Here is a 23,857-nt window from a genome sequence, read left to right as displayed (position 1 = left end):
ACGTCCTTGTCAACCCAACCGGAGCGGTTACAGCATGTGCAGCAGTTCATTACTAGACACATACCCAATGATAATATCATAATTCCCGATCACCGTCAATATCATTACTTGATCACAAGACCCCTGCCCCCACAGTTGTCGCAGGGCTTGGCATAGGGCAGTGCCGTGCTTTCCTTCGCTTTCTTGCGCGTCATTTCAAGTAAGCCCAACCTGGTCCAGCCGACCACGAAGCTCTTGGTACGATCCTTACGCATTACAGATTCGATAACGGCTACTACCTGATGGCGATGCTCTTCGCGATCCATATCGATGAAATCAATGATAATGATGCCGCCGATATCCCATAGTCGCAAAATTCTCGCAATTTCCTCTGCAGCTAGCAGATTCGTCTTGAGAACCGTCTCTTCGAAGTTATCCCCGCCGATATATTTGGCGGAATTCACATCAATGATCGTCATGGCCTCCGTCTGATCCACTACGATATTAACCCCTTCAGGCAAGGTAATCTTCCTGGCGAAGCTGGTTTTCATCTGCTCGTCGAGTCCATACGCCTGAAAGATCGGTGTCCCGTCCGTATAGTATGTAACCTTCGGATACATCCCGGGCATGATTTCCGTTAAGTAGCCTCTTATTTCCTCTGCCTTCGTCCTGTTATCCATGATAAGCTCGTCATGCACCGGATCAAAGGAATCTCTAATGAAGCGCTGAAGCAAGCCCAGATCCCGGTGCAGCAGCGCCGGTGCAGCAGCAGGTGGGGCCTTATCCAGAATGCGGGCCCATTCTTTCCGCAGGAAATCGAGATCTCCGCGGATGGAATCCAGCGGTTCGTCCTCAGATACCGTCCGAATAATAAGCCCTTCCTCGTCCGTACGAATCTGTTCGCCAATCCCTTTGAGACGGGCTCTTTCTGTATCACGCCCGATTTTCTTGGACACGGCGACATAATCGGCTGTTGGCATATATACCATACATCTTCCTGGAAGAGAAAAATGCGTCGTGACCCTGGCCCCCTTGCCACCTCTCGGTTCTTTCATCACTTGAACGATCAATTCCTCGCCAACGAACAACAGCTCCGAGATCGAGGGCTTCAATTTCGGCTGTTTCTCTAGATGCGGATGGAGCACGTCATCAATATACAGGAATGCGTTCTTCTTCAGACCGATATCCACAAATGCCGCCTGCATGCCTGGCAACACGTTGACCACTTTACCTTTATAAAAACTTCCGACGATCCCTTGCTCCTGGCTCCGCTCAACCGCATACTCAACTAGCCTCCCATCTTCGATGAGGGCCATAGAAATCGTCTCTTGCTCACAATGAACTATCATTTGCCTCATGGCTTCACCCCTAAAATGGAAGACGATACTCTATTTTATCCTAACATAATTCCAGTTTGCACCTACGGATAAAGATAAAAAATCCACCCTGCGTCTTCCTCTTGGTGTTTACGATTTACGCTACGCATACCAGGGTGGACCGTTCGATGAGAAATAAGAAGAAATCACATGTTGCTCGGGCACGACGGCAAGCAGGTTGCCTGGTCCGCTCATAACATAAATTAAATGATACCTCTCTCGTTTAAATAGACGCATGATATCGCCCAAAGGTTTCGAAGAATCTGCAACGATCGGCTGGGCATTCCCGAGTCCTTCCATATTGCGCTCATAACTCTCACTTCGGTTCACGAGAAATCGTAGGAAACGGTAATGCACGTTCCGGTAGTCTTCAAAGTTGGAATAGGCGAGGAACAGACCAATCATAAGCACATTAAGACGGATACCCTCTCCATTGAATAACGGTTGCAGGCCATATGCGATCATAACCAAACTACACAATAATCCCGCTCTGGAGGCCCAGAGGAGGGTCGCATGATACGGAGCAATCAGACTTACCAACGCCTGCAGCACTTTGCCACCGTCCAAGGGCAGAATCGGAAGGAGATTGAATGCGGCAATGATCAAGTTGCCCTGGATTAAGTAGGATAACATGCCCGCGTCTCCCCAACCCGCCCATTGGCAGGATAAAGCGATTCCGATCATGATCACATTTTGCAAAGGACCGGCAAGCGCTATGATGATTTCCCGCCATGCCGTCATCCGCCCGTCATCATCAATAACTGCAACTCCGCCGAAGGGCAGCATTTGGATCGCTCTCACCTTGTATCCCATCGCCGCTGCCGCGGCGGCATGTCCTAATTCATGGATAAATACGATGATGAATAGTGTCAGCAGCTCCAAAAACCGCCCCGTAACGACGGAGGCCATCATCACAATGACAAATAGCGGGTGCAGCGACAACATGGTGCCTTTAAATTTAATCAAACGGGATCACGTCCACAGGATCAACCTCGCGATTCCCTTCTTTCAGTTCAAAGTAAAGGGAAGACGTACTCCCATTGCTTGACGGCGGCAACGAGCCGATGATGTCACCGCCCTGTACCCAATCATTCACCTTCAATGTAGTCTCGGCAAGCCGGCTGTAGACCGCCGTTCTTTCCCCTGTATGCTGTATAAGCAGGGTAATTCCGTCAGCATGCTGGCTTACCTCCAGCACACGTCCGGTCTCTATACTTTTAACCGCTCTATCGGATAAAGAACCTCCTGAGGGCTCCAATACGATCCCTTTCAGATCGACAGCAAAGGATTGAACCAACTTACCTTCAATAGGTGACACCAATGAGCGCGAAGCATTTACCTTCGTAGACGGGTCGTCGGTTTGCCCGAATATCGGTATAAAGGATGGTGCGCTCCCAAAGTGCTCCTCATACCAGACCTGGGCAGCCTGAAAATCCATTTCGTGGCTCAGACTTTGAACCACGAACGCCTGGGTTCGAATTGCCCAGGGGTGCTGGAAAGCAAATACGCCCCAGACTAACCCGAATACAACAGCGCTCACGCCCACCCGGCGGATCAGGCCGGAGAGAAACAAAGCTCTCTTCGGCGGCTCCTCGGGACCGCCTGGGGTCAACGAATCGTACCAGCCCCGGTGCCCCTCCTTCCACATCCGCTCAGGATCAGGCTCGGGGTTGTCTGATCGATTGGTGCCCGACAGTGGAACGTTCGTGCGCGAGTATCTCAGATCGGAGCTTGTGTTAGATGGAACAGTGGATGATCTATCCGGCAGGGCAGGCCAGACTGTCCCCTCGGAAGAAGAGCCTTGCTGTTTCCCCTCAAGCAGCTCTTTAATCCGGGCTTCCCGCCGGTGTTTAACTGAAGCTTTAATGTTCATTGCACTTTCCCCCTTGGGGCTTGTTTTATTCTATCTTATGAAGCAGGGAAAGTAATTTAGAACAAGCCTCCTTGAAGATCCAAGGGGGTTAAACTCCTGGAAAAGCACTCATAAAAATTAGGCCTTGCCGCGATCTTCTCCTAGCATAAAAAATGACCGGTGCCATATGGCACCGGTCATGTACGGTATAAGTTCGTCGTTATAAATTAACCCATTCCAAAAAACTTTTTGAATTTCGTAAACATCCCTTTTTTCTGATGAATTTGCATCAGAGGTACGGTGTCGCCCAGAATACGCCGAGCGATGTTGCGGTAAGCGATAGCTGCTTGGGAATCCGGGTTCATAACCGTTGGCTCTCCCATGTTGGCCGCTTTAATGACCTTCTCATCGTCAGGTACAATCCCGATCAGATCGATATTCAACACTTGCAGTACATCCTCTATCTCCAGCATGTCGCCCGATTTGACCATATTAGGTCGAATGCGGTTTACAACCAGCTTCGGTGATTCAATCTGCGAGCTCTCCAGCAGGCCGATAATTCGGTCCGCGTCCCGTACCGCCGCATTCTCAGGTGTCGTAACCACAATCGCTTTATCTGCACCGGCAATCGCGTTCTTGAACCCTTGTTCAATCCCGGCGGGGCAATCGATAATGACGTATTCGAATTCCTTCTTCAATTCCAGAACGATATCTTTTACCTGATCCGGCGAAATGGCGTTCTTGTCTTTGGTCTGAGCAGCCGGCAGCATATACAACTCGTCAAAGCGCTTATCCTTGATGAGCGCCTGATTCAGCCTGCATCGCCCTTCTGCAACGTCGCACAAGTCATAGATGATTCGATTCTCCAGCCCCATCACGACATCCAAATTACGCAGGCCAATATCCGTATCTACCAAACAGACCTTCTTGCCAAGCAGTGCCAAAGCTGTGCCGATGTTCGCCGATGTCGTCGTTTTACCGACGCCGCCCTTACCTGAGGTTACGACGATTGCCTCTCCCATATTCTACACCCCTTTAAACACATTAAAATCCCTACCCAAACGCGAGATGTTACTGATCTTATCGATCTCCATGCTGCCTTCCTTCAAGTAGGCAAACTCCATGACCGTCTCCCGCGTCTCCCACTCATCAGGTGGTCTGCTAATCAACTCGGAAATCCGAAGCTGGGTAGGGGCAAAATACGATGCGGCAATAATCGCATTCTCGTTGCCGTCGATGCCGGCATGTGCGCTGCCGCGCAGAGCACCCAATATGTATATATCGCCGGTGCACATGATCGTGCCCCCGGGATTGACATCGCCAAGGAACAAGAGATCTCCATCATGATGCAGAATTTGCCCGGAGCGAACCATTCCTGTCATTAATGAATACGGTTGGCCGGCAGCTGCTTCCGATTCCGGCGGCGGAGGTGCCTCCACGTTGCGTATCAGCAGGTTCCCTTTTTGTTTCAAGATATCCAGAATGGATTGCTTCTCGTCTTCGGATACTTGCCGTGAACCGAGCTTCACGTCCACGTGAATGATCGGTCCTGTTAAAATATTTTGATGGCTGTGTTCAAGCTTATATCGAAGCTCTCCAAGCAGCTCTTCTAACTCGCATTGATCGTCAAGCAGGAATACCAGGCCATCTTTGATGCCCTTAATCGTCACATGATTGGATTTTACAGTCATAAGCCTGTCCCTCCCATCCTTATACATTTCGCGCTTAAACCTTCAAGTTCCTGCTAGTCATCGTAAAATGTCGTTATGGAGGATTTTAAGTGGCCTTCCGTCTCTGGTTCTTCATTACGAGCTCGATCTGCTTGCGAACAGGCACGTATACGGCCAGGGCAAAGGCAAAATGAACAAGGATATTAGGAAGCATATGATGAAGCAGCGCCCAATTGTAAGAGGATGAACTCAATCTAAACACTTTGTAGACCCCAAAGAGTGTGCTGTCAAAGAGCAAGCTTCCCAGGATGACAATGGTCATCATCATCGGCAAGGGAGCCCGCGGGGACTTGAATACGAGTCCCATGAGATACGCGGACAACCCCATAGCGAATGAATACATGCCGATCATCTCGCCGTAATACACGATGTCATGCAGCATGCCGAACACCAGTCCGAGGACCAGAGCGGTATGTCGGTGATAATATATCGATACGAAAAATAACATGACGAGTACAAAGTTCGGATAAATCTGAAGCTGCAGCGAGCTTGGTGTAAGCCAGAAGAATACCGTCCCCTGGAGAATGAATAAGAGAAACAGCAACAAGATAAGAATCTGTTTACGTGCCATCTATTCAGGCTCCTCAGGCGTAAACACAACCACGAGATACTTCCAGTCCTCGAACTTAGCCGCAGGCGTAATCGTTGCAGTCTTGCTCTGGCCGTATTGACTCACTTGGACGCTAGCAACTTCGCCGATGATCAAGCCTGCGGGATCACGCCGCCAGAGCCGGATGAAATAATCTTGTCACCCGCTTTAATCGGATCATCCTCGGGAATGCGGGTCATCAGCAAGGTCTTCGTCTTCTCATCATAACTCTCAATGATGCCGAAGGTTTTGTCCTCTTTCCCGATAGCCGTCACGGAGATGGGCTGCGGATTCGGATCCTGCGCATCCATCGTCGTCAGCAATTTCACCGTAGAGGTGAAGTTACTGACATTGCTGATAATGCCCACCATGCCATCCACGGTGGTTACCGACATATTCACTCTTACCCCGTCACGCTCGCCTAAATCAATAACCAGCGTCCGATTATTCGGATCCGAATTCACGCTAAGTACCTGGGCCGTGCGATACTCGTACTTATCGCGGTTCTTCTGGTTCTGGGTAAAACCAAGGTATTCTTTGAGCTTATCATTATTCGCCTTCATATTGTTGTAATCGGCGCTTTCCCTCGAATATTGCACCACCGCTTTGCGAAGCTCTTCGTTCTCTTCATAGATAGCGCGCATATTCCGTACGTCTTCAAAGAAACCCGCTATATAGGCAGCGGGCTTATAAAAAACATTTTGCACAAAACCGACCGTATCCTTGACAAACTTCTCGGGCCAAGATAAAGAAGCTCTCGGACCGAGCGTGAATCCCATAATGCGATAAACGCCACCAGTCCGATGAGCATGATAAATAAGCGCTTGTTGCCTAGCAGCTTAAACAGTTGCAACACCCTCTAACCTTACTTGTATTTCTTCCCGACATTAGGGGTTTACATTGGCTTTTTTAGATTCTATCGTCTGGAACGGATCGCCGAACTGCTGCGGGATTTGAATAAGTGAATGTTATCTAGCGCCTTGCCCGTACCGATCGCTACGCAATCCAGCGGATTTTCGGCCACGATGACCGGCATGCCGGTCTCTTCCGCAAGCAGCTTATCCAAGTTGCGCAGCAGTGCGCCTCCCCCTGTCAGCACGATCCCGCGATCCATGATGTCAGCTGCCAATTCCGGCGGACACTTCTCAAGCGTAACCTTCACCGCTTCAACAATCGCATTGATCGTATCCGCCAGCGCTTCGCTGATCTCGTCCGAAGTAATCGTAATCGTCTTAGGAAGTCCTGTTACCAGATCGCGTCCGCGGATTTCCATGGTCTCCACGGTCTCCAGCGGCATCGCTGAGCCTACTTCCATCTTAAGCTGCTCCGCCGTACGTTCACCGATCATGAGATTATACTGGCGCTTGATATACGAGATAATAGAGTCGTCCATCTCGTCGCCTGCTACACGGACCGAACGGCTTGTCACGATGCCGCCGAGCGAGATGACCGCAACTTCGGTTGTACCTCCACCGATATCTACCACCATGCTGCCTGTCGGCTCCCATACCGGTAGATCGGCGCCAATGGCTGCCGCAAACGGCTCTTCAATCGTATAAGCTCACGTGCGCCTGCCTGCTTCGTGGCGTCTTCAACCGCGCGCTGCTCCACAGCTGTAATGCCAGACGGTACGCACACCATCACATTCGGATGACGCGGGAAGATCGAGCGCTGCTTCTGCGCCTGACGAATGAAGTATTTAATCATCGTAGCAGTCGTATCAAAATCAGCGATAACGCCATCCTTCATCGGACGGATCGCTTGAATATTGCCCGGTGTACGTCCAATCATCTTCTTGGCTGATTCACCTACGGCTTCAATGCTCTTCGTATCTGTACGCAGAGCAACCACCGACGGCTCTCTGACAACAATTCCTTTTCCACGGACATAGACCAGCGTATTCGCCGTCCCCAAATCGATTCCCAAATCTTTCGTAAAACCACCTAACATGATGTATCTCCCTTTCTTTCTCAATCTGCACTATTATATTACATCAGGCCCCGTTCCTTCAAACTTACAAACGATCCATCCCCGATAATGACGTGATCCAGCACTTCAATCCCGACAATCGCTCCAGCCTCCACAAGTCGGGCGGTCAGTGAGATGTCCTCCGGGCTGGGCGTCGGATCTCCGCTCGGATGATTATGTGCGCATACGAGCGATGCGCTGCTGCACTTGATTGCAGCTCTGAATACTTCACGGGGATGTACGATGGATGCATTCAAGCTTCCCATCGATAACGTTTCCTGGGCAATGACATGATTTTTCGTATTTAAAAATACACATACAAAATGTTCTTTCTGTAAATAGCGCATCTGCTCGCTAAGCAGCTCTGCTGCATCATGCGGGCTCCTGATGATAACCGGCTCTACGTGTCTCGATGCAGCCAGGCGTCTTCCAAGCTCGATGCCGGCTTTCAACTGAACAGCTTTAGCTGTTCCAATTCCTTTAATTTGCGTGATTTCCTCGATGCTAATATCTACGAGCTGCCGGATGCCACCGGCTTCCTTGAGCAGCCGCTGGGCTATATGTACGGCGGATTCCTGGCGCGTCCCGGTCCGAAGCAATATCGCCAGCAATTCTGCATGGCTCAAAGCGCTTGCCCCATACTGCATCATGCGTTCTCTTGGTCGTTCATCATGGGGGATGTCGCGCAGCAACAAAGTTGGCGACTCCATATATTCCCCTCTTTTCTAAGATTTAAATCAGTCAGCAATCAAAACATTCATTCCTAGCTCTGGCAGCATGTCCGCCAACAGGGATAGCGGAAGGCCGACCACGTTGAAATAGTCTCCCTCGATCCCGTCAACAATCGTTGCTCCCAAACCTTGAATGGCATAGGACCCTGCTTTGTCCGCAGGCTCGCCACTCTGCACGTATGCCCATACCATCTCTTCACTTAACGATTTCATCTTCACAATAGTTTTACGGTGTGCAACAAGATGGCTTCCAGTTAACGAATCCACACAAGCCACACCGGTGTATACAAGATGAGAACGCCCCTGAAGCATGGATAGCATCCGTGCTGCGTCCGCTTGATCCTTCGGTTTGCCAAGTACATGGTCATCCACCACAACGATCGTGTCGCTTCCCACAATCACACTGCCTTCGTCATCTGCCGCAAGCTTCGCAGAACTGCTTCTGCTTTGCGCAATGCCAAAGACTCCACGATCTGATCCGGTGACCATCCGGGAGGTGTTGTTTCGTCTGCTTCACTTGGGATAACCGTAAAAGGAATACGAAGGGAGGCAATGAGTTCCTGACGCCGAGGAGAGGTAGAGGCCAGTACAATACGGCGATGTCTCTTCTCTTTCAAGGGGATAATCTCCTTTGTCATGTCTTAAAATCGGCGATACAGCCAGATCGCGGCGACGATGCCGAGCAATCCCAGCAAGCAGACTTTAAGTTCAAGGTTAATATCATAGCTTATAATGTCAAAATCAGCCCGAGGCGACCAACGGATCGGTGCCTGTGCCGTTAAAAAGGACAGCGCTTTGATCGGCTCCAAAGCTTTGGCGAGCCATGTTCCCAGAAGCCACCCTAGCAGCAAAAACAAGATGAGCATTCCTTTGCTTTTCTTCATGCATCCTCTTCCCTCGCCATATTTTGACACCCTAATTATTATACGGTGAATTGATATGCAATACAAACAGAAATCCGGCAGGGGGAACTATTTCCAGTTCCCGGCCGGATTTCACGATAATTGAAATTATAGGTCTTCCAGTAGTTTCTTTTGGCCCAGCACATAGTTCATCATGCCTGTTTGGATCTCCCACAAATGCCCCTTGGATTGATTTTTGTTGTATTCGGCTAGCGCGGTGACCGAACTATTCATCGCTTGCCTCAGGACAGGCAGCATGGCCTCCGCCTCCGGACCCAATCCCGAGGCAAGTAAGTTCATGCTCTCCATCCACTGCTGATGGAGATTCGTGATGCTGCTCATATGCTCAGTCGCCGCTGCAGCCGCTTCCTGCTTCCCGAGCAGCGTAGCAGACAACGTACTGAGTTCCGAGACCAACTGTCCGCTTATGGTAAAATAATCGGCAAACGCCGCTTCCTGACCGACCATAACTACTGGTTCCAGTGGCGGAAGCGAGATTTCCCTTACATACAGTTCCACGCCCTCAGCCTTCAACTGATTACTCAGCAGCTTGGCCTGCTCCCGGTCAGATGACACGCCCGCGTACACGCGGTTCTCATCATCCAGATCCCTCCCGGCAGCAATACCGGATTGCAGTAATTCCCCTTTGGCCTGCTCGGCTCGCTCCGAGGAACTGAAAACACCGTATTGCAGCATATAGAAAGTTTGTGCAGGAATGCCGGCAGGGGTCTGCGCAGTATCTGTATCTGGAGCTGCCGCTTTGCCTGTTCTCTCCGGAAGTCCAGGAGCAGGAACACTGCCCTGACTACCTTCGATCTGGGAAGCGGCCTGCTGTTCCTCGCCACCCCCATTGAACATGGATAGCACCATGTAGCCGAACAATACACCCGTCACCACGGCGGCCGTCACAGAGAGCGCTATTTTCCAAAATACGGTCGGCCTTCGGGTTCGGTAATACTCATACTCATGAACAGAGGAATCATAAGCAACCGGTTGAACCGGTTCGGCATACGAATACCACATCTCCTCCCCGTTCGTGATGACCTGGTCATCACGATCCCGTTCCGCAATCCATGCTTCATGCGAATCATATAAGTTGTCCTCGAGTATCGGATACGCAGGAACTGGCTCGGGTTCTTCAACATCATATCCACTCTCCCGAGGAAGGCTTTTATTAATAGCTTTAGGAGGATTATGATCAAATCGAATCGTCATCCGTGCTTTATTCATATATCCACACACCTCACTTGTCCTTCTATTACACCTAGCTATATGATCAAGCTTGGCAACTTATGAGTGAGTGCATGAGAATAAAGCAAGGCGGCCGATCAAGCATTCAACTTGATCGGCCCGCCTACAACACGGTAAGAGTTATCCTCTGCCTTTGATGGAATCCGCCAACGCAGCCCCCACCTTCCATATGTCCCCTGCACCCATGGTAAGCACAAGATCGCCTTCCTTTACCCGATCCTTAAGATCGCTCAGCACATCCTCTTTGGATGGAAGGTAACGAGCTCCGGCATTGCTGTTCTGCACGATCAAATCGACCAGTCGTCCAGAACTGATGCCCTCGATCTGCTTCTCTCCAGCCGGAGCGTATATATCCGTAATGATCACTTCATCGGCTTCGCTAAATGCCCGGCTAAACGCATCCAGCAAGAAGAAGGTCCGCGAATATCGCTGCGGCTGGAACACGGCAATAATCCGCTTGCCTGTGGCCTTAGCGGCACTGATCGTAGCTTCGATCTCCGTCGGATGATGAGCGTAGTCATCGATAACCAGAATGCCATCAGCCTCGCCGAGCACCTGGAAGCGACGCTTGGCGCCATTAAACTTAACGATAGCGGCAGCAATCGCTTCGAACGAGATGCCGGCTTTCATGCAGCAGATCACGGTCGCCATGGCGTTGTATACATTATGTCTTCCCGGGACGGACAGTTCCAGGTTTCCGAGCTGCTGCCCGTTATGGAGCATCGTAAAGCTGACTTGGCGGTCACCGAGTACGAGATTGGTCGCCGTGTACTCTGCCTCGCCATCGATGCCATATGTCGTAATATCGCATTTAAGATCCGGCAATATGGATTGGATATTCGAATCGTCCGCGCAAACCACAGCCGTCCCATCCTCTTTAATCTGACTAAGGAACTGGACATATGCAGATTTCAAACGATTGAAATCCCCTTCGTAATTCTCCAGATGATCCGCTTCAATATTCAGAACAACACCAATCCACGGATGATATTGCAGGAAGGAACCATCGCTCTCATCCGCTTCGGCGACAACATGCTCGCCTTCGCCAGCTTTCGCATTAGTTCCTACGTTCATGATTTCTCCGCCGATGATAAAGGTCGGATCGACACCGCATTCCTCCATCACGAGTGCAATCATCGAAGACGTTGTCGTCTTGCCATGCGCACCCGCCACCGCAACACCCTTGCGTTCGTTTAATAAACGGGCCAGCATTTGAGCCCGGTGCAGAACGGGGATGTTCCGCTTCTCAGCTTCAACCCGCTCTACATTATCCTTGGAAAGCGCTGTGGAGTAGACCACAAGGTCTGCGCCTTGCACTTGCTCAGCGGTATGACCGATATATATTTTGGCGCCTTTGGCTGCCAGTTTCTCTGTCAATTCTTGTGCAGCCACGTCAGAACCCGTGACCTTGTAACCCATTTCCAGCATGACTCGCGCGATGGCGCTCATACCATAACCGCCAATTCCGATAAAATGAACATGTTCCGATGTATTCAACAGATATCACCAACCTTTTTCAGAATCGGAAAGGCCCAGGAGATTGGAACGCACGTCGGCAATCAGGTACAACGTGCCCGACACCACCCCAAGATCCTCCTCTTCCGTCCGTGACTTCAACACTTCAAGCGCATGTTGCCAATTTGGTTCTATGATGATTTGCAGTGTAGGTTTTGCGTACTTCTCCTTGATCTGCTCTACGATGTCTCCTAGCGCCTTGGCGTCCATTCTTTTCCGAAAATCCGGTTCAGTCAGGATAAGTGTATCCACTATTGGCAGTATATGCTGCAAATATGCTTCATGATGCTTATTTGCCAGCATTCCCATCATCAAGTTCAATTTCCGGTATGTGTATATCTTGGGCAAGCTTGCGGCTAAAGATTCGGCCCCTTCCGGATTATGGGCGCCATCGACAACGATGCGCGGAGCAGACTGTACTTGTTCCAGTCTTCCCGCCCAGAAGGTATCTTTAAACCCAGCCTGCAGTTCTGCATCGTCAACAATAAACGCCATGTACTGACGGAGGACTTCCAGCGACATCATGGCCAGCGCCGCATTGGCGCATTGATGGTCTCCCTGCATCGAAATATCAAGATCCATGTCCCTGAACGGTCCATTGAATCGGAACGTCTGTCCGCTCTCATCTCCGCGCAGCCGTTCGTAACCGAACTGTTCATGAACCAGATATAACGAAGTACGGTTACGCTGAACGGCTTCCTTCAAGATCTCAATCGCTTCCGGTTGAGTAACCGTACTGACGACCGGCACACCTGGTTTAATGATCCCGGCCTTCTCCGCCGCGATCTCCTGAATCGTCTCGCCCAATACGTCCGTATGATCCATTCCGATATTCGTAATGACTGACAGAATCGGGTGGACAATATTGGTTACATCCAGGCGGCCGCCAAGTCCCGTCTCCCAGACAACAACATCAGGATAGGCTTCTTCGGCATAATACAGAATCGCAAGCGCAGTGGAAACCTCGAACATCGTCGGAGAACCAAGTCCGGATTCTGTTATCTCCGCCACTAAAGGTTGAAGACGATTGGCAAGTGTTCGCAGCGTCTCCTCCGGAATATCTTCACCGTTAAATTGAAACCGATTTGTAAACTTCGTGATGTAGGGGGAAGTATAGGTACCTACGGAAAATCCCCCTTGCAGCAATACCTTTGTTATAAACGCACACGTGGACCCTTTTCCATTGGTTCCTGCCACGTGAATAAATTTCAATCGCCGCTCCGGATGGCCAAGCATCTCCATCAATCGCTGAATGCGCTCCATGCCAGGACGGATGCCGAACGCTACCAGGCCATTGATCCAAGCCACCGCGTCATCATACGTCTGAAATGGAGTGTCCGTTTCATTCACTAGTCTGTCGCCCATCTCTCTCACCTTCTGGTCTTGGTTCATCTTCCACTAACCTCTCAATTCTTCCAAGCGTGTAATAACGATGCTGCGTTTATCTGAATAATCAGCCATCTTGGCGCGCTCTTCCTCAATCACCTTCTCAGGTGCCTTCGCGACAAACCCCGGATTGTTCAGCTTCTTCTCTACACGCTCTACCTCGCTGTTCAAGTGCTGGATTTCCTTCTCCAGACGGGTGATCTCTTGGGCGATATCAATCAACCCGGCGAGCGGCAAGTACAATTCTACCCCTGTAACGACAGCGGTCATCGCCTTATCCGGTGCCACGAGTTCCAGTGAAGCGACGTATTCGGAGGTGTTACAGAAGCGGCGGATATAGTCTGCATTACGATCAATGATACTTGCCATCTGGGCGTTCACCGGTTTTAACTGCAATTCAACCTTCTTACTCATCGGTACATTGACTTCGGCCCGGATGTTACGAACCGCACGGATGATATCCATCAGTGAATTCATCTCGGCAACGGCTTCCGGATTCTCAAACGCGGAATCATATACAGGCCATGATGCCAGCATCACGGTCTCCCCTTCTTCATGCGGCAGATGCTGCCATATCTCTTCCGAGATAAACGGCATGAACGGATGAATCAGACGCATCGTCCGATCCAATACATAAGCCAATACGGACTGTGTCTTTCTCTTTGATACCTGATCCTCGCCGTAGAGAGACAGCTTGGCAAATTCGATATACCAGTCACAAAGATCATCCCAGATGAAATTGTAGAGCAAGCGACCGGTTTCGCCAAATTCGTAGGCATCAATTAGACGCGTAATATCACGGGAAGTTTCGTTCAGACGGTGCAAAATCCAGCGATCCGCCGTTCCGAGTTCTCCCGAAATGTCGATATCGGCAGCACTGAAGCCCTCCAGATTCATTAGCGCAAACCGCGAGGCGTTCCATATCTTGTTCGCAAAATTGCGTGCCTGTTCCACGCGCTCCCAGCGGAAGCGAAGATCTTGACCAGGCGTGCTGCCCGTCGAAATCATATAGCGCATTGCATCGGCACCATACTGCTCAATCACCTCGAGCGGATCAATACCGTTGCCAAGCGATTTGGACATCTTGCGGCCCTCGCTGTCTCGTACCAAACCATGGATCAAGGTATCTTTAAACGGCATTTGGCCCGTAAACTCAAGCCCCTGGAATATCATGCGCGATACCCAGAACGGTATGATATCATACCCGGTTACAAGCACGCTTGTCGGATAATAACGCTTGAAATCTGCACTTTCCTCATTCGGCCAGCCCATCGTCGAGAACGGCCAGAGGGCAGAGCTGAACCACGTATCGAGTACATCCTCATCTTGCCTGAGATCATCCTTGCCTAGCTTCGCACGTGCTTCCTCTTCACTCATAGCAACGACAACTTCGCCGGTGGATTCTGAATACCAGGCCGGAATCCGATGCCCCCACCACAGTTGACGCGAAATACACCAATCGCGCACGTTCTCCATCCATTGCAGATAGGATCGTTCGAAGCGGTCCGGTACAAAATGAACGCCTTTGCCTGACTTCTGCGCGTCAACCGCTGCATCCGCCAGCGGCTGCATTTTAACGAACCATTGCGTGGACAGATACGGCTCGACGACAGCGCCGGATCTCTCGCTATGTCCAACCTGGTGCACATGATCCTCAATCCGCAGCAGCACGCCAGACTCTTTCATGTCCAACACGATTTGCTTGCGGCATTCGCTGCGGTCCATACCTTCGTATTTGCCGGCAAACCCGTTCATCGTGCCGGACTCATCCATGACGATGATTTGCGGCAACTGATGACGCTGACCCATCTCGAAATCGTTCGGATCATGTGCAGGGGTGATTTTTACCGCGCCGCTTCCGAACTCCTTCTCCACGTACTCATCGGCAATCACCGGTATTTCGCGCCCGACGATCGGTAGAACCAACGTCTTGCCAATCATGTCCTTATAACGTTCGTCTTCCGGATGAACGGCTACGGCGGTATCGCCTAGCATCGTCTCCGGACGCGTGGTTGCTACGGTGATAAAGCCGCTGCCATCCTTCAGCGGATACTGCAGATGATACAGATGACCGTTCACTTCCTTATACTCAACCTCTATATCGGACAAGGCCGTGCGTGCGGCAGGGTCCCAGTTAATGATGCGTTTGCCCCGATAAATGAGGCCTTTATCATACAACTTAACGAACACCTCGCGAACGGCTTCCGACAATCCTTCATCCAGCGTAAAGCGCTCTTTGGAATAATCGAGGGAAAGCCCGATTTTGGACCATTGGTCGCGAATCGTGCCGGCGTAGAGGTCCTTCCACTCCCATACTTTCTCCAGGAACTTTTCCCTTCCCAGATCGTAACGGGTAACCCCTTCTTCACGCAGCTTCTGTTCAACCTTGGTCTGGGTTGCGATTCCCGCATGATCCGAACCCGGAAGCCATAACGCGTCGTATCCCTGCATCCGTTTTACACGAATCAGAATATCTTGCAGGGTAAAGTCAAGGGCATGGCCAATGTGCAGCATCCCGGTAACGTTCGGAGGAGGGATTACGATTGTATAAGGCTCCGCATCCGGCCTTTTGCCTGCTTCAAAAAACCGCCTTCCTTCCAATACGGATACCATTTTTGCTCTGCCGCCTTGGGATCATAGGTTGTTGGCATTTGTAGGGATTGCGTTTGTTTCTGTTCCTGTTCCATATTAACGTACCTCCGTTACTGTTAGTCAGTTTTGCCAACCAGAAATATTTAAGCCTCCTAATATAGGGCCGGGTATTTACGACTTGGCATGAAACAAAAAAAGCCCCTCGTCCTCAAAGGACGAAAGACTGTTCTCTCGCGGTACCACCTTTGTTTCACACTTGCGGCTGCTCATCAACCGCCCTTCTATTTCGATGTTGAACAGAGAAGGTCAAGTGCGACACTTTACGCAAAATAACGGCTGCTGCCGGCAAACCCTAACCATACCAAAAACGCGGTATCACTGGCTCAAGTTCGCAACTCCGGGGCGACTTCGGTTGGCTGGTTCCTGCGGAATCTCTCAGCGCATGATGCAATTCCGCTCTCTGAAGGTCATACCTTCCTACTCTTCCCGTTCAAGGTTGTTCTGTTATATAAAAATACGTGTGTACATTCTATTCAAATATAACGTGGATGTTGCATATAGTCAATATTTCGAGTATATCCGACTCGACCCTTCAACATACGACCAAAATAAAAAAGCCGCAAGCAAGAGCTCAAATTGAGCCTGCCTACAGCTTATTCCAGATAAGAATGGATCGTTACTGCGGAATGTACAGCACTTGCCCTTCCTCCACGTTCTGCTCGGACATGCGATTGTAGAGCAGCAATTCGCGCGGGGTCAACTGATAGCGTTCAGCAATCAGATCCAGCGTCTCTTCACGCTGGACGATACACATCCGCACCCTACGGAATGGCGTTTCCTCATGTCGATTGCCAAGGAATAAGCTCTTCCACTCCACATCTTCCGCTGAAGCGGTCTGCACCAGTTCTTCCGTAGCTTCCTCCTCTTCGCGTGCTGCGTGCTCCTGTTCTTGCACCGTTCGACTGGATTGCAGCAAGGACGAAAACCCTACACCGGAGGAAGGGGTGGTCGTACCATCCTTGGAGGAGAATGCGACTTTCAATTCGGGCTTGCTCGGCACTTCCTCGTCCTTAGCAATGATTTCTTGTGTAGGTTCAACCAACGCCTCATCTTCCTCTTGAACAGCCGAAGACGTTGTATCCGCAGCCTCGAGCACCGGTACCTCATCCACTTCTTCTTCACGCTTGCGTTCAACAACGCCCGGGAATGAGGTTTCTTCTTCAACCGTTTCCTGTCCCGTATTTCGCTCGAATTGCCAAATACTTGGCGCAAGTGGTTCTTCTGACCGTCTTGGTGACTGCGCCTCATTATGTATGGCATATTCGACAGTATCATGGGTCTGCTTCGTTAGTTGTTCTGCATCATAATCACGCGCTTGCCCGGCATCATCCGTCTGATTCTCGAATGCCGCCCAAGAGGCGAGATATTGCTGAGTACGTTCATCCCCATTCGGCTCTTCTCTTCGCTGAGCTTCAAAATACGCAGGCGACGGTGCGGTAGCTTCTTCAGTTGCATCCGCCTGGTACGGTTCATAAGCCTGATGATCCGGTTGCTGCGCTCCGGTGGAGAAAACACCCGGTGCTTCAGGAGCATGTACCACTGTGAATTCCTCATTACCCCATTCTTGATCACGGTGCCCCGGTGCCGCGCCCTGAATCCCCTTAAGAGACAGCACACCCGTAATGTTCAGGCTTCGCTTGGACAACAAATCAACGTCAAAATTCTCAATTTCCACCGCGATGTCCTCAAGAGAAGCGACACGGTTCAAAGGGACGGTGATTTCCACCGGGATCCAATGCTCCAAAGGCTCGCTTTCTCCGGTTTCGGTATCGCCTTTATACAGGCCTGCCAGAAGTAAATGACCACGAAGTGCAGCCTGGTCCTGCTGACTGATTACCTGAATATGTGGAATCAATTCCGCCTCTTCCAATTCATCAATTCCCGGCAAATCTTCCGTCAGATTAATTCGCTCATAGATATCAAACCGCAATCCGTAGGATTGGTCAAACACGGGAATGTCCTCCTTTTTGGCATATACTATCCGTGAACGGTGGTCACGGCATCAGCCTAAGTTTTGCCACTCCATTTATCTGTATGCGTCAACAAGGGGGAGCATGACTTTTTTACGGATTGTGTTTGAAAGTTTCAGAATGAATCCATGGTCTTATCTAAAATCTAACGAGAGGATGAGGTTCTTATCCACTCTTGTAATTTGCTCATATCTTCCGGCCAGGGAGCAAACACTTCCACCTCTTCACCTGTCAGAGGATGCTGGAACCAGAGGCGCTCCCCGTGCAGTGCCTGACGTTTAAAAGTGACTGCACTTCCTCCATAAAGAGAATCACCTGCAAGTGGATGCCCCATATGGCTTAGATGGACCCGAATCTGATGCGTTCGACCTGTCTCTAACCGAAGGTGAAGCAGGCTGTGTGCACGATACACTTCGGAAGACATAACATGGGTTACAGCGGCCTGTCCCGTTAAAGAGACCCTGCGCCGACTCCCATGATTGCGGTCCTTGCCTATCGGCAGATCGATTACCTTAAGTCCAGGATCAACCCGTCCTTGAACGATTGCGGCGTAGATCCGGACGATCTTCTTCTCTCGCATCGCTTCGTCCAGCTTCAATTGCGCATATTCATTCTTTGCATACAGCACGGGGCCGGTTGTATCCTTGTCGAGTCGATGGATATGTCTTACGGCGGTCTGAACACCAGTCGATTCATAATACGAAGCAACGACATGATTCAGCGTGGTCTCCTGCGATTGTTGATCAGGATGCACGGCCATACCGGCAGGTTTTTGGACAACGAGGCAAAAATCATCCTCGTACAACACGTGCAGGTCCTGCCACCTTGCTCAATGCCATAATCGCGCAATGGAAAAAGGATCAGCCGCAGCCGATCCCCTCTCCATTGTATCCCCTGCTCATGGCGCAGCTTGCGATACAGCTTAGCCGGCATTCCCATCGTCTCCAATAGCCAGCTAGCTGTGGCTTCATCACGATCGGGTTGATTAAGCAGCCATTTACCCGGCATTAATTCAAGCCACTCGCCGCGTTTGCTCCAAGCACCCTGATACGTCATAGGCTCTTGAAGGCGTTATAGTTAGCCTCGATCGTCTTCTCAATATCTTCGGAGCTATGGACTCCGGATATGAACATGCCTTCAAACTGCGAAGGCGGCACACTGATTCCTTCTTGAACCATCGCGGCAAAGTAACGACTGAACAAATCCAAGTCACTCGACTTGGCCGTGTCAAAATTAACAACCGGTGTGTTGGTAAAAAACGGACAGACCATCGAGCCTACGCGATTAATGGTCAACGGTATGCCAAATTCCTGTGCGTTGCGCTCTAAGCCGGCTTGCAGCTGGGCACCGCGCTCTTCCAGTTGGGCATAAACCTCCGGCGTCAGCAGCTTGAGCGTCGTGTAGCCCGCAGCCATGGCCAGCGGATTCCCACTGAGCGTCCCTGCCTGATAGATCGGGCCAGCCGGTGCAATCTGATCCATAAGCTCTCGTCTGCCACCATAGGCCCCGACCGGCAGACCGCCGCCAATAACCTTGCCGAGGCAAGTCAAGTCAGGCGTAACACCGTAACGGCCTTGCGCACAGTTCAGATCAACCCGGAACCCGGTCATCACCTCATCAAAAATCAACACGCTACCATACTCCGTGGTTACTTGGCGCAGACCTTCCAGGAACCCAGGATTCGGGGCAACGACGCCCATGTTGCCTGCAACCGGCTCAACGATCACAGCCGCAATCTCTTCGCCGAACCGTTCGAATGCGAGCTGAACCGACGCCAGATCATTGTATGGGACTGCAATCGTATTGGTGGCAACACTCTTCGGGACGCCCGGGCTATCCGGCAGACCGAGTGTAGCGATGCCCGAACCTGCTTTGATCAACAAGCTGTCAGCATGTCCGTGGTAAGAACCCTCGAATTTAATGATTTTATTACGACCTGTATATCCACGAGCAAGTCGGATCGCGCTCATCGTCGCCTCCGTGCCCGAGTTAACCATTCTTACAACCTCGATCGACGGTACACGTTCGCACACCAGTTTGGCCATTTCCGTCTCGAGCAGCGTTGGCCCCAAAGCTCGTGCCTTTCACCACGGTCTCCTGCAGCGCTTCTACCACCTCGGGATGAGCGTGCCCCATAATCAGCGGTCCCCAGGAGCCCACATAATCGATAAAGGTATTGCCATCGATATCAAATACCCGGCTGCCTTCACCACGCTCCATATAGATCGGTGTCAGTCCCACGGACTTGAACGCGCGCACCGGACTGTTAACCTCCGGGAATATACTGCTTTGCCTCTTCAAAGGCTGAACGGGAAAGACCCTCTTTTCGCAAACCTTGACTCATCATCCACACTCCTAACAAACGTAATTACGTAGCTTCGATTATCGTTTACTTGCTCATCCAGCGCACGGCATCCTTGGAAAAATACGTGATGATAATGTCCGCACCCGCGCGTTTCATTGCGGTTAACAGCTCCAGAACAATCGCCTGCTCATTGATCCACCCCTGCTGGGCAGCTGCTTTGATCATCGAATATTCTCCGCTTACGTTGTAAGCTACAATCGGCAGGTCGAATTGATCGCGAAGCAACCGGACCACATCCAGATAAGCCATGGCCGGCTTCACCATCAACATGTCAGCCCCTTCAAGCACGTCTGATTCTGCCTCACGGAGCGCTTCCCTGACGTTCGCCGGGTCCATCTGATAGGTTTTGCGATCACCGAATTGCGGCGCGGAATCCGCGGCTTCGCGGAACGGTCCATAAAAGGCGGATGCATATTTCACCGAATATGACATAATCGGAACATGCTCAAATCCGGCTTCATCGAGTCCGCTGCGAATCGCCTGCACAAAACCATCCATCATATTGGAAGGTGCAATAATGTCTGCCCCCGCCTTGGCTTGAGACACTGCGGTACGTGCAAGGAGCTCCAGTGATTGGTCGTTCAGAACATCACCGCAGACGTGGCCGTCACGCTCGAATGTATGCACCATGCCACAATGGCCATGGTCCGTGAATTCGCACAGACAGGTGTCCGCGATAACCAGCAGGTCCGGATACCACGATTTGATCAATCGCGTCGCTTCCTGCACAATTCCGTCCTCGGCAAAGCCCGATGATCCAACACTGTCTTTGTCTCGGGAATACCAAATAATAGTACGGCTGGAATCCCCAGATCAACGATCTCATCGACTTCTTCTTTCAACGTATCGAGCGAAAAATGATAGACGCCGGGCATCGAAGAAATTTCGGATTTAATGCCACTGCCAAAGGCGACAAAAATGGGCTGAACGAGATCTTCCGGCTGCAGCACAGTCTCGCGCACCATGCTGCGAATGCCGGCGTTTTGACGAAGCCGGCGATGACGTACGATTGGAAAACTCATGACGAACTACCTCCAGTTGTATCTTTATAAATGAAAAATATGAAATATCGATTATGACATCATGCGTCTTGGATTATCCTCATTCCACTGACACAGGGCTTGCACCAGGCTATCGACAGTCGCTTCCTCGGCCAATATCGACACCTCTAATCCCGCTTCTTCAGCAGTCTTGGCTGTCAACGGTCCGATGCAAGCGATAGCGGCAGATTTCAGAAGCCGGGCTGGCTCGTCTACGCCCATGTTCTTAAGTACCTTGAACAGATTATTTACGGTTGATGAGCTCGTAAACGTAACGGCATGGATTTTACCTTCCTCTAGCAGCTTCAACAGCTCATCATCGTCTTCTCCGCAGAGCACATTCTCATAGGTGGTGACATCCGTTACATGGAGTCCCATCTCCGTGAGCTGCTCAGGTAGCCACTTGCGGGCAAGATCGCCGCGCGGCAGCAGTACGTTCTGACCGGGGACAAGCTCCGAGCTATATCTGTCGACAAGCCCTTCCGCCTGGAACCGTTCGGAGAGAACTTCGGCGGCAATCCCATAGTGTCTTAGCGCTTCTGCTGTAGCTGGACCAACGGCAACTACTCTGCTGACGCCAACGAACGGATATCCTTGCCCTGCTCCTTCAAATGACGGAAGAAGAACTCCACTCCGTTCACGCTGGTAAAGAACACCCAGTGATAGATATTCAGCTTACCCAGCGCCTGCTGAACTTCCAGTCGCGAATGCTCTGAGGATGGCATGATCGTATCGATCACCGGAAATTCATAAGGTTCTCCCCCAAGATCCTCAATCTGGGATACCAAAGTACTCGCCTGGCTGCGAGCCCGCGTAACCAGGATACGCGTGCCGAACAATGGCAGGCGCTCCGCCCACTTCAGATGTTCGCGCTGAAGTACTACTTGTCCAACTACGATAACTGCGGGCGGCTGGAAATCCGCCTTCCTTACCTTCTCTTCGATATCTGCAAGGGTAGCTGTCAGCGTATCCTGTTCAGCCCGTGTTCCCCATCGTATAAGCGCAACTGGTGTTTCTGGTGGCCTGCCGTGCTTGATCAGTTGCCGGCTAATATAACCAATCTTGGCGACACCCATCATAAATATTAGTGTCCCCGTAGCATTGGTAACCTTGTCCCACTGAATCATGCGATCCAGCTTCTCCGGGCTCTCGTGTCCCGTAATAATCGACAAGGAAGATGCGTGCTCCCGATGCGTTACCGGAATGCCGGCATATGCCGGTACGCTGATCGCTGACGTAATCCCCGGCACGATTTCGTAAGGAATCCCGTTGCGATACAGCAACTCGGCTTCCTCGCCTACTCTTCCGAAAATAGTCGGGTCACCGCCCTTTAATCGAACAACAACCTTGCCTTCAAGCGCCAAATCCACCAGCAGCTGGTTGATTTCATCCTGCTTCATGGTATGACGGTCAGGAAGCTTGCCTACATAGACTTTCTTCGCCCCCGGCTTCATCCACCGCAGCAGGCGAGGGCTAGCCAAACGATCATAAACGACGGCATCTGCCTTCTCTATACATTCCTTGCCCTTTATCGTAATCAGCCGCGCATCGCCCGGACCTGCACCGACGAGGTAAACCTTACCTGCCATCCCTTCATCCCCTTACTTGTGCCAGAATCTTCTCCGCTCCTTTAGCTTTCAGCTTCTCGGCTACTTCCACTCCAAGCACCTCTGGATTCGTTCCCTCAGCGCTTTCCTTCAATACGATTTCACCGTCCGGAGAGCCTACCATACCCGTTAATTGTATAACGTTTTGTTCTCCGCGGGAATCACCTGCGCCTATATTCTTTAGCACCGCATGGGCGCCAATCGGAACTTGGCAACCACCGTTCAATTCGCTCAGGAATTTACGCTCAGCCGCTACAGTAAGTGCGGTATGTTCATCATTATAAAGAGACAATAGATTTAGCAATTCAGTGTCATTCTCACGGCATTCGATACCGAGTGCGCCTTGACCCACCGCAGGTAGACTAATGTCAATCGGCAAGCGGGATGTAATGCGATCCTCCCAGCCCATACGCTGCATACCTGCCGTCGCTAGAATGATCGCATGGAATTCACCATCCTCCATCTTGCGAATGCGTGAATCGATATTCCCCCGAATCCAGTCGATTTGAAGATCCGGTCGGTATGCCTTCAACTGACTGGAGCGGCGCAAGCTGCTTGTCCCTACCTTCGCACCTTGCGGCAGATCGTCAAGCGTTGTACCCACCTTGGACAATAGACAGTCCCGTGGGTCCTTTCGCGCAGGCACTGCACCGGATACGAGACCATCTGGCAGAACGGACGGCATATCCTTCATGCTGTGCACAGCCATATCAATCTCCCCATCCAACATGGCTTGTTCAATCTCCTTGACGAATAGACCTTTACCGCCGACCTTTGATAACGTGACATCAAGTATGCGATCTCCCTTGGTCACGATTTTTTTGACTTCGAAATTGAAATCCAACCCATTCGCTCTCGCTATTCGCTGTAGATCATCAATAACTTGTCCTGTCTGTGTGAGTGCCAAAGCACTTTGTCTGCTTCCAACCACAATTGTGCGCATG

13 protein-coding genes, 8 pseudogenes and 1 other annotated feature are annotated in these 23,857 nt (G+C 51.0%); all 21 genes and pseudogenes read right to left on the bottom strand.

The genetic code is table 11. The annotated features are described in order from the left end of the window. Positions 1–104: 104 nt before the first annotated feature. Positions 105–1,337: an Rne/Rng family ribonuclease gene (locus JCM10914_RS16420; RefSeq protein WP_036718602.1), complete on the bottom strand. Its 1,233-nt coding sequence runs from the start codon at positions 1,335–1,337 to the stop codon at positions 105–107. A 120-nt stretch (positions 1,338–1,457) separates the two neighbouring features. After that, positions 1,458–2,321: a M50 family metallopeptidase gene (locus tag JCM10914_RS16415; RefSeq protein ID WP_036718598.1), complete on the bottom strand. Its 864-nt coding sequence runs from the start codon at positions 2,319–2,321 to the stop codon at positions 1,458–1,460. Further along, entirely contained in the window at positions 2,314–3,228 is a 915-nt protein-coding gene (locus JCM10914_RS16410; RefSeq protein WP_023962996.1) for a M23 family metallopeptidase, read from the bottom strand. The genes JCM10914_RS16415 and JCM10914_RS16410 overlap by 8 nt, the downstream gene beginning before the upstream one ends. Positions 3,229–3,434: 206 nt before the next feature. Further along, the gene (gene minD, locus JCM10914_RS16405; protein WP_023962994.1) at positions 3,435–4,229 is read right to left on the bottom strand and encodes a septum site-determining protein MinD; all 795 of its coding nucleotides are present in this window, start codon (positions 4,227–4,229) and stop codon (positions 3,435–3,437) included. Between the two features lie 3 nt (positions 4,230–4,232). Beyond that, positions 4,233–4,898: a septum site-determining protein MinC gene (locus JCM10914_RS16400; protein WP_023962992.1), complete on the bottom strand. Its 666-nt coding sequence runs from the start codon at positions 4,896–4,898 to the stop codon at positions 4,233–4,235. A gap of 85 nt (positions 4,899–4,983) precedes the next feature. Continuing rightward, positions 4,984–5,508, bottom strand: coding sequence for a rod shape-determining protein MreD (gene mreD / locus JCM10914_RS16395; protein ID WP_023962990.1), 525 nt, complete (start codon positions 5,506–5,508; stop codon positions 4,984–4,986). Beyond that, positions 5,509–6,382 (bottom strand): annotated as a pseudogene (mreC, locus tag JCM10914_RS16390) (rod shape-determining protein MreC). Positions 6,383–6,442: 60 nt separating this feature from the next. Further along, positions 6,443–7,476: pseudogene (locus JCM10914_RS16385) on the bottom strand (rod shape-determining protein). 38 nt (positions 7,477–7,514) lie between these two features. Then, complete coding sequence (radC, locus tag JCM10914_RS16380; protein WP_023962980.1) at positions 7,515–8,204, bottom strand: DNA repair protein RadC; 690 nt, start codon at positions 8,202–8,204, stop codon at positions 7,515–7,517. 27 nt (positions 8,205–8,231) lie between these two features. Further along, a pseudogene (locus JCM10914_RS16375) lies at positions 8,232–8,863 on the bottom strand (nucleoside triphosphate pyrophosphatase). A gap of 3 nt (positions 8,864–8,866) precedes the next feature. After that, complete coding sequence (locus JCM10914_RS16370) at positions 8,867–9,109, bottom strand: DUF4321 domain-containing protein (RefSeq protein WP_023962974.1); 243 nt, start codon at positions 9,107–9,109, stop codon at positions 8,867–8,869. Positions 9,110–9,235: 126 nt separating this feature from the next. Beyond that, on the bottom strand, positions 9,236–10,357 hold the full coding sequence (locus JCM10914_RS16365; protein ID WP_023962972.1) for an SPOR domain-containing protein: 1,122 nt from the start codon (positions 10,355–10,357) through the stop codon (positions 9,236–9,238). Between the two features lie 141 nt (positions 10,358–10,498). Beyond that, positions 10,499–11,875 (bottom strand): UDP-N-acetylmuramate--L-alanine ligase, encoded by a 1,377-nt coding sequence (murC, locus tag JCM10914_RS16360; RefSeq protein WP_023962970.1) that lies wholly within the window; start codon positions 11,873–11,875, stop codon positions 10,499–10,501. Positions 11,876–11,881: 6 nt separating this feature from the next. After that, complete coding sequence (locus JCM10914_RS16355) at positions 11,882–13,258, bottom strand: folylpolyglutamate synthase/dihydrofolate synthase family protein (RefSeq protein ID WP_023962968.1); 1,377 nt, start codon at positions 13,256–13,258, stop codon at positions 11,882–11,884. A 33-nt stretch (positions 13,259–13,291) separates the two neighbouring features. Further along, positions 13,292–15,966: pseudogene (locus tag JCM10914_RS16350) on the bottom strand (valine--tRNA ligase). Positions 15,967–16,079: 113 nt separating this feature from the next. After that, positions 16,080–16,374 (bottom strand) — a binding site (T-box leader). 173 nt (positions 16,375–16,547) lie between these two features. Further along, complete coding sequence (locus JCM10914_RS16345) at positions 16,548–17,882, bottom strand: LysM peptidoglycan-binding domain-containing protein (RefSeq protein WP_023962963.1); 1,335 nt, start codon at positions 17,880–17,882, stop codon at positions 16,548–16,550. Positions 17,883–18,046: 164 nt separating this feature from the next. Next, a pseudogene (locus tag JCM10914_RS16340) lies at positions 18,047–18,957 on the bottom strand (RluA family pseudouridine synthase). Next, positions 18,954–20,245: pseudogene (hemL, locus tag JCM10914_RS16335) on the bottom strand (glutamate-1-semialdehyde 2,1-aminomutase). The pseudogenes JCM10914_RS16340 and hemL overlap by 4 nt, the downstream one beginning before the upstream one ends. 45 nt (positions 20,246–20,290) lie before the next feature. Beyond that, a pseudogene (gene hemB, locus JCM10914_RS16330) lies at positions 20,291–21,288 on the bottom strand (porphobilinogen synthase). Between the two features lie 51 nt (positions 21,289–21,339). Then, positions 21,340–22,895 (bottom strand): annotated as a pseudogene (gene cobA / locus JCM10914_RS16325) (uroporphyrinogen-III C-methyltransferase). Positions 22,896–22,899: 4 nt separating this feature from the next. Next, the gene (gene hemC / locus JCM10914_RS16320; protein ID WP_023962945.1) at positions 22,900–23,856 is read right to left on the bottom strand and encodes a hydroxymethylbilane synthase; all 957 of its coding nucleotides are present in this window, start codon (positions 23,854–23,856) and stop codon (positions 22,900–22,902) included. Position 23,857: the final 1 nt, after the last annotated feature.

Origin of the sequence: Paenibacillus sp. JCM 10914 (genome assembly GCF_001315105.1) — a bacterium.
Classification (GTDB): domain Bacteria; phylum Bacillota; class Bacilli; order Paenibacillales; family Paenibacillaceae; genus Paenibacillus_AQ.
This window is presented reverse-complemented; position numbering and strand designations above follow the sequence as displayed.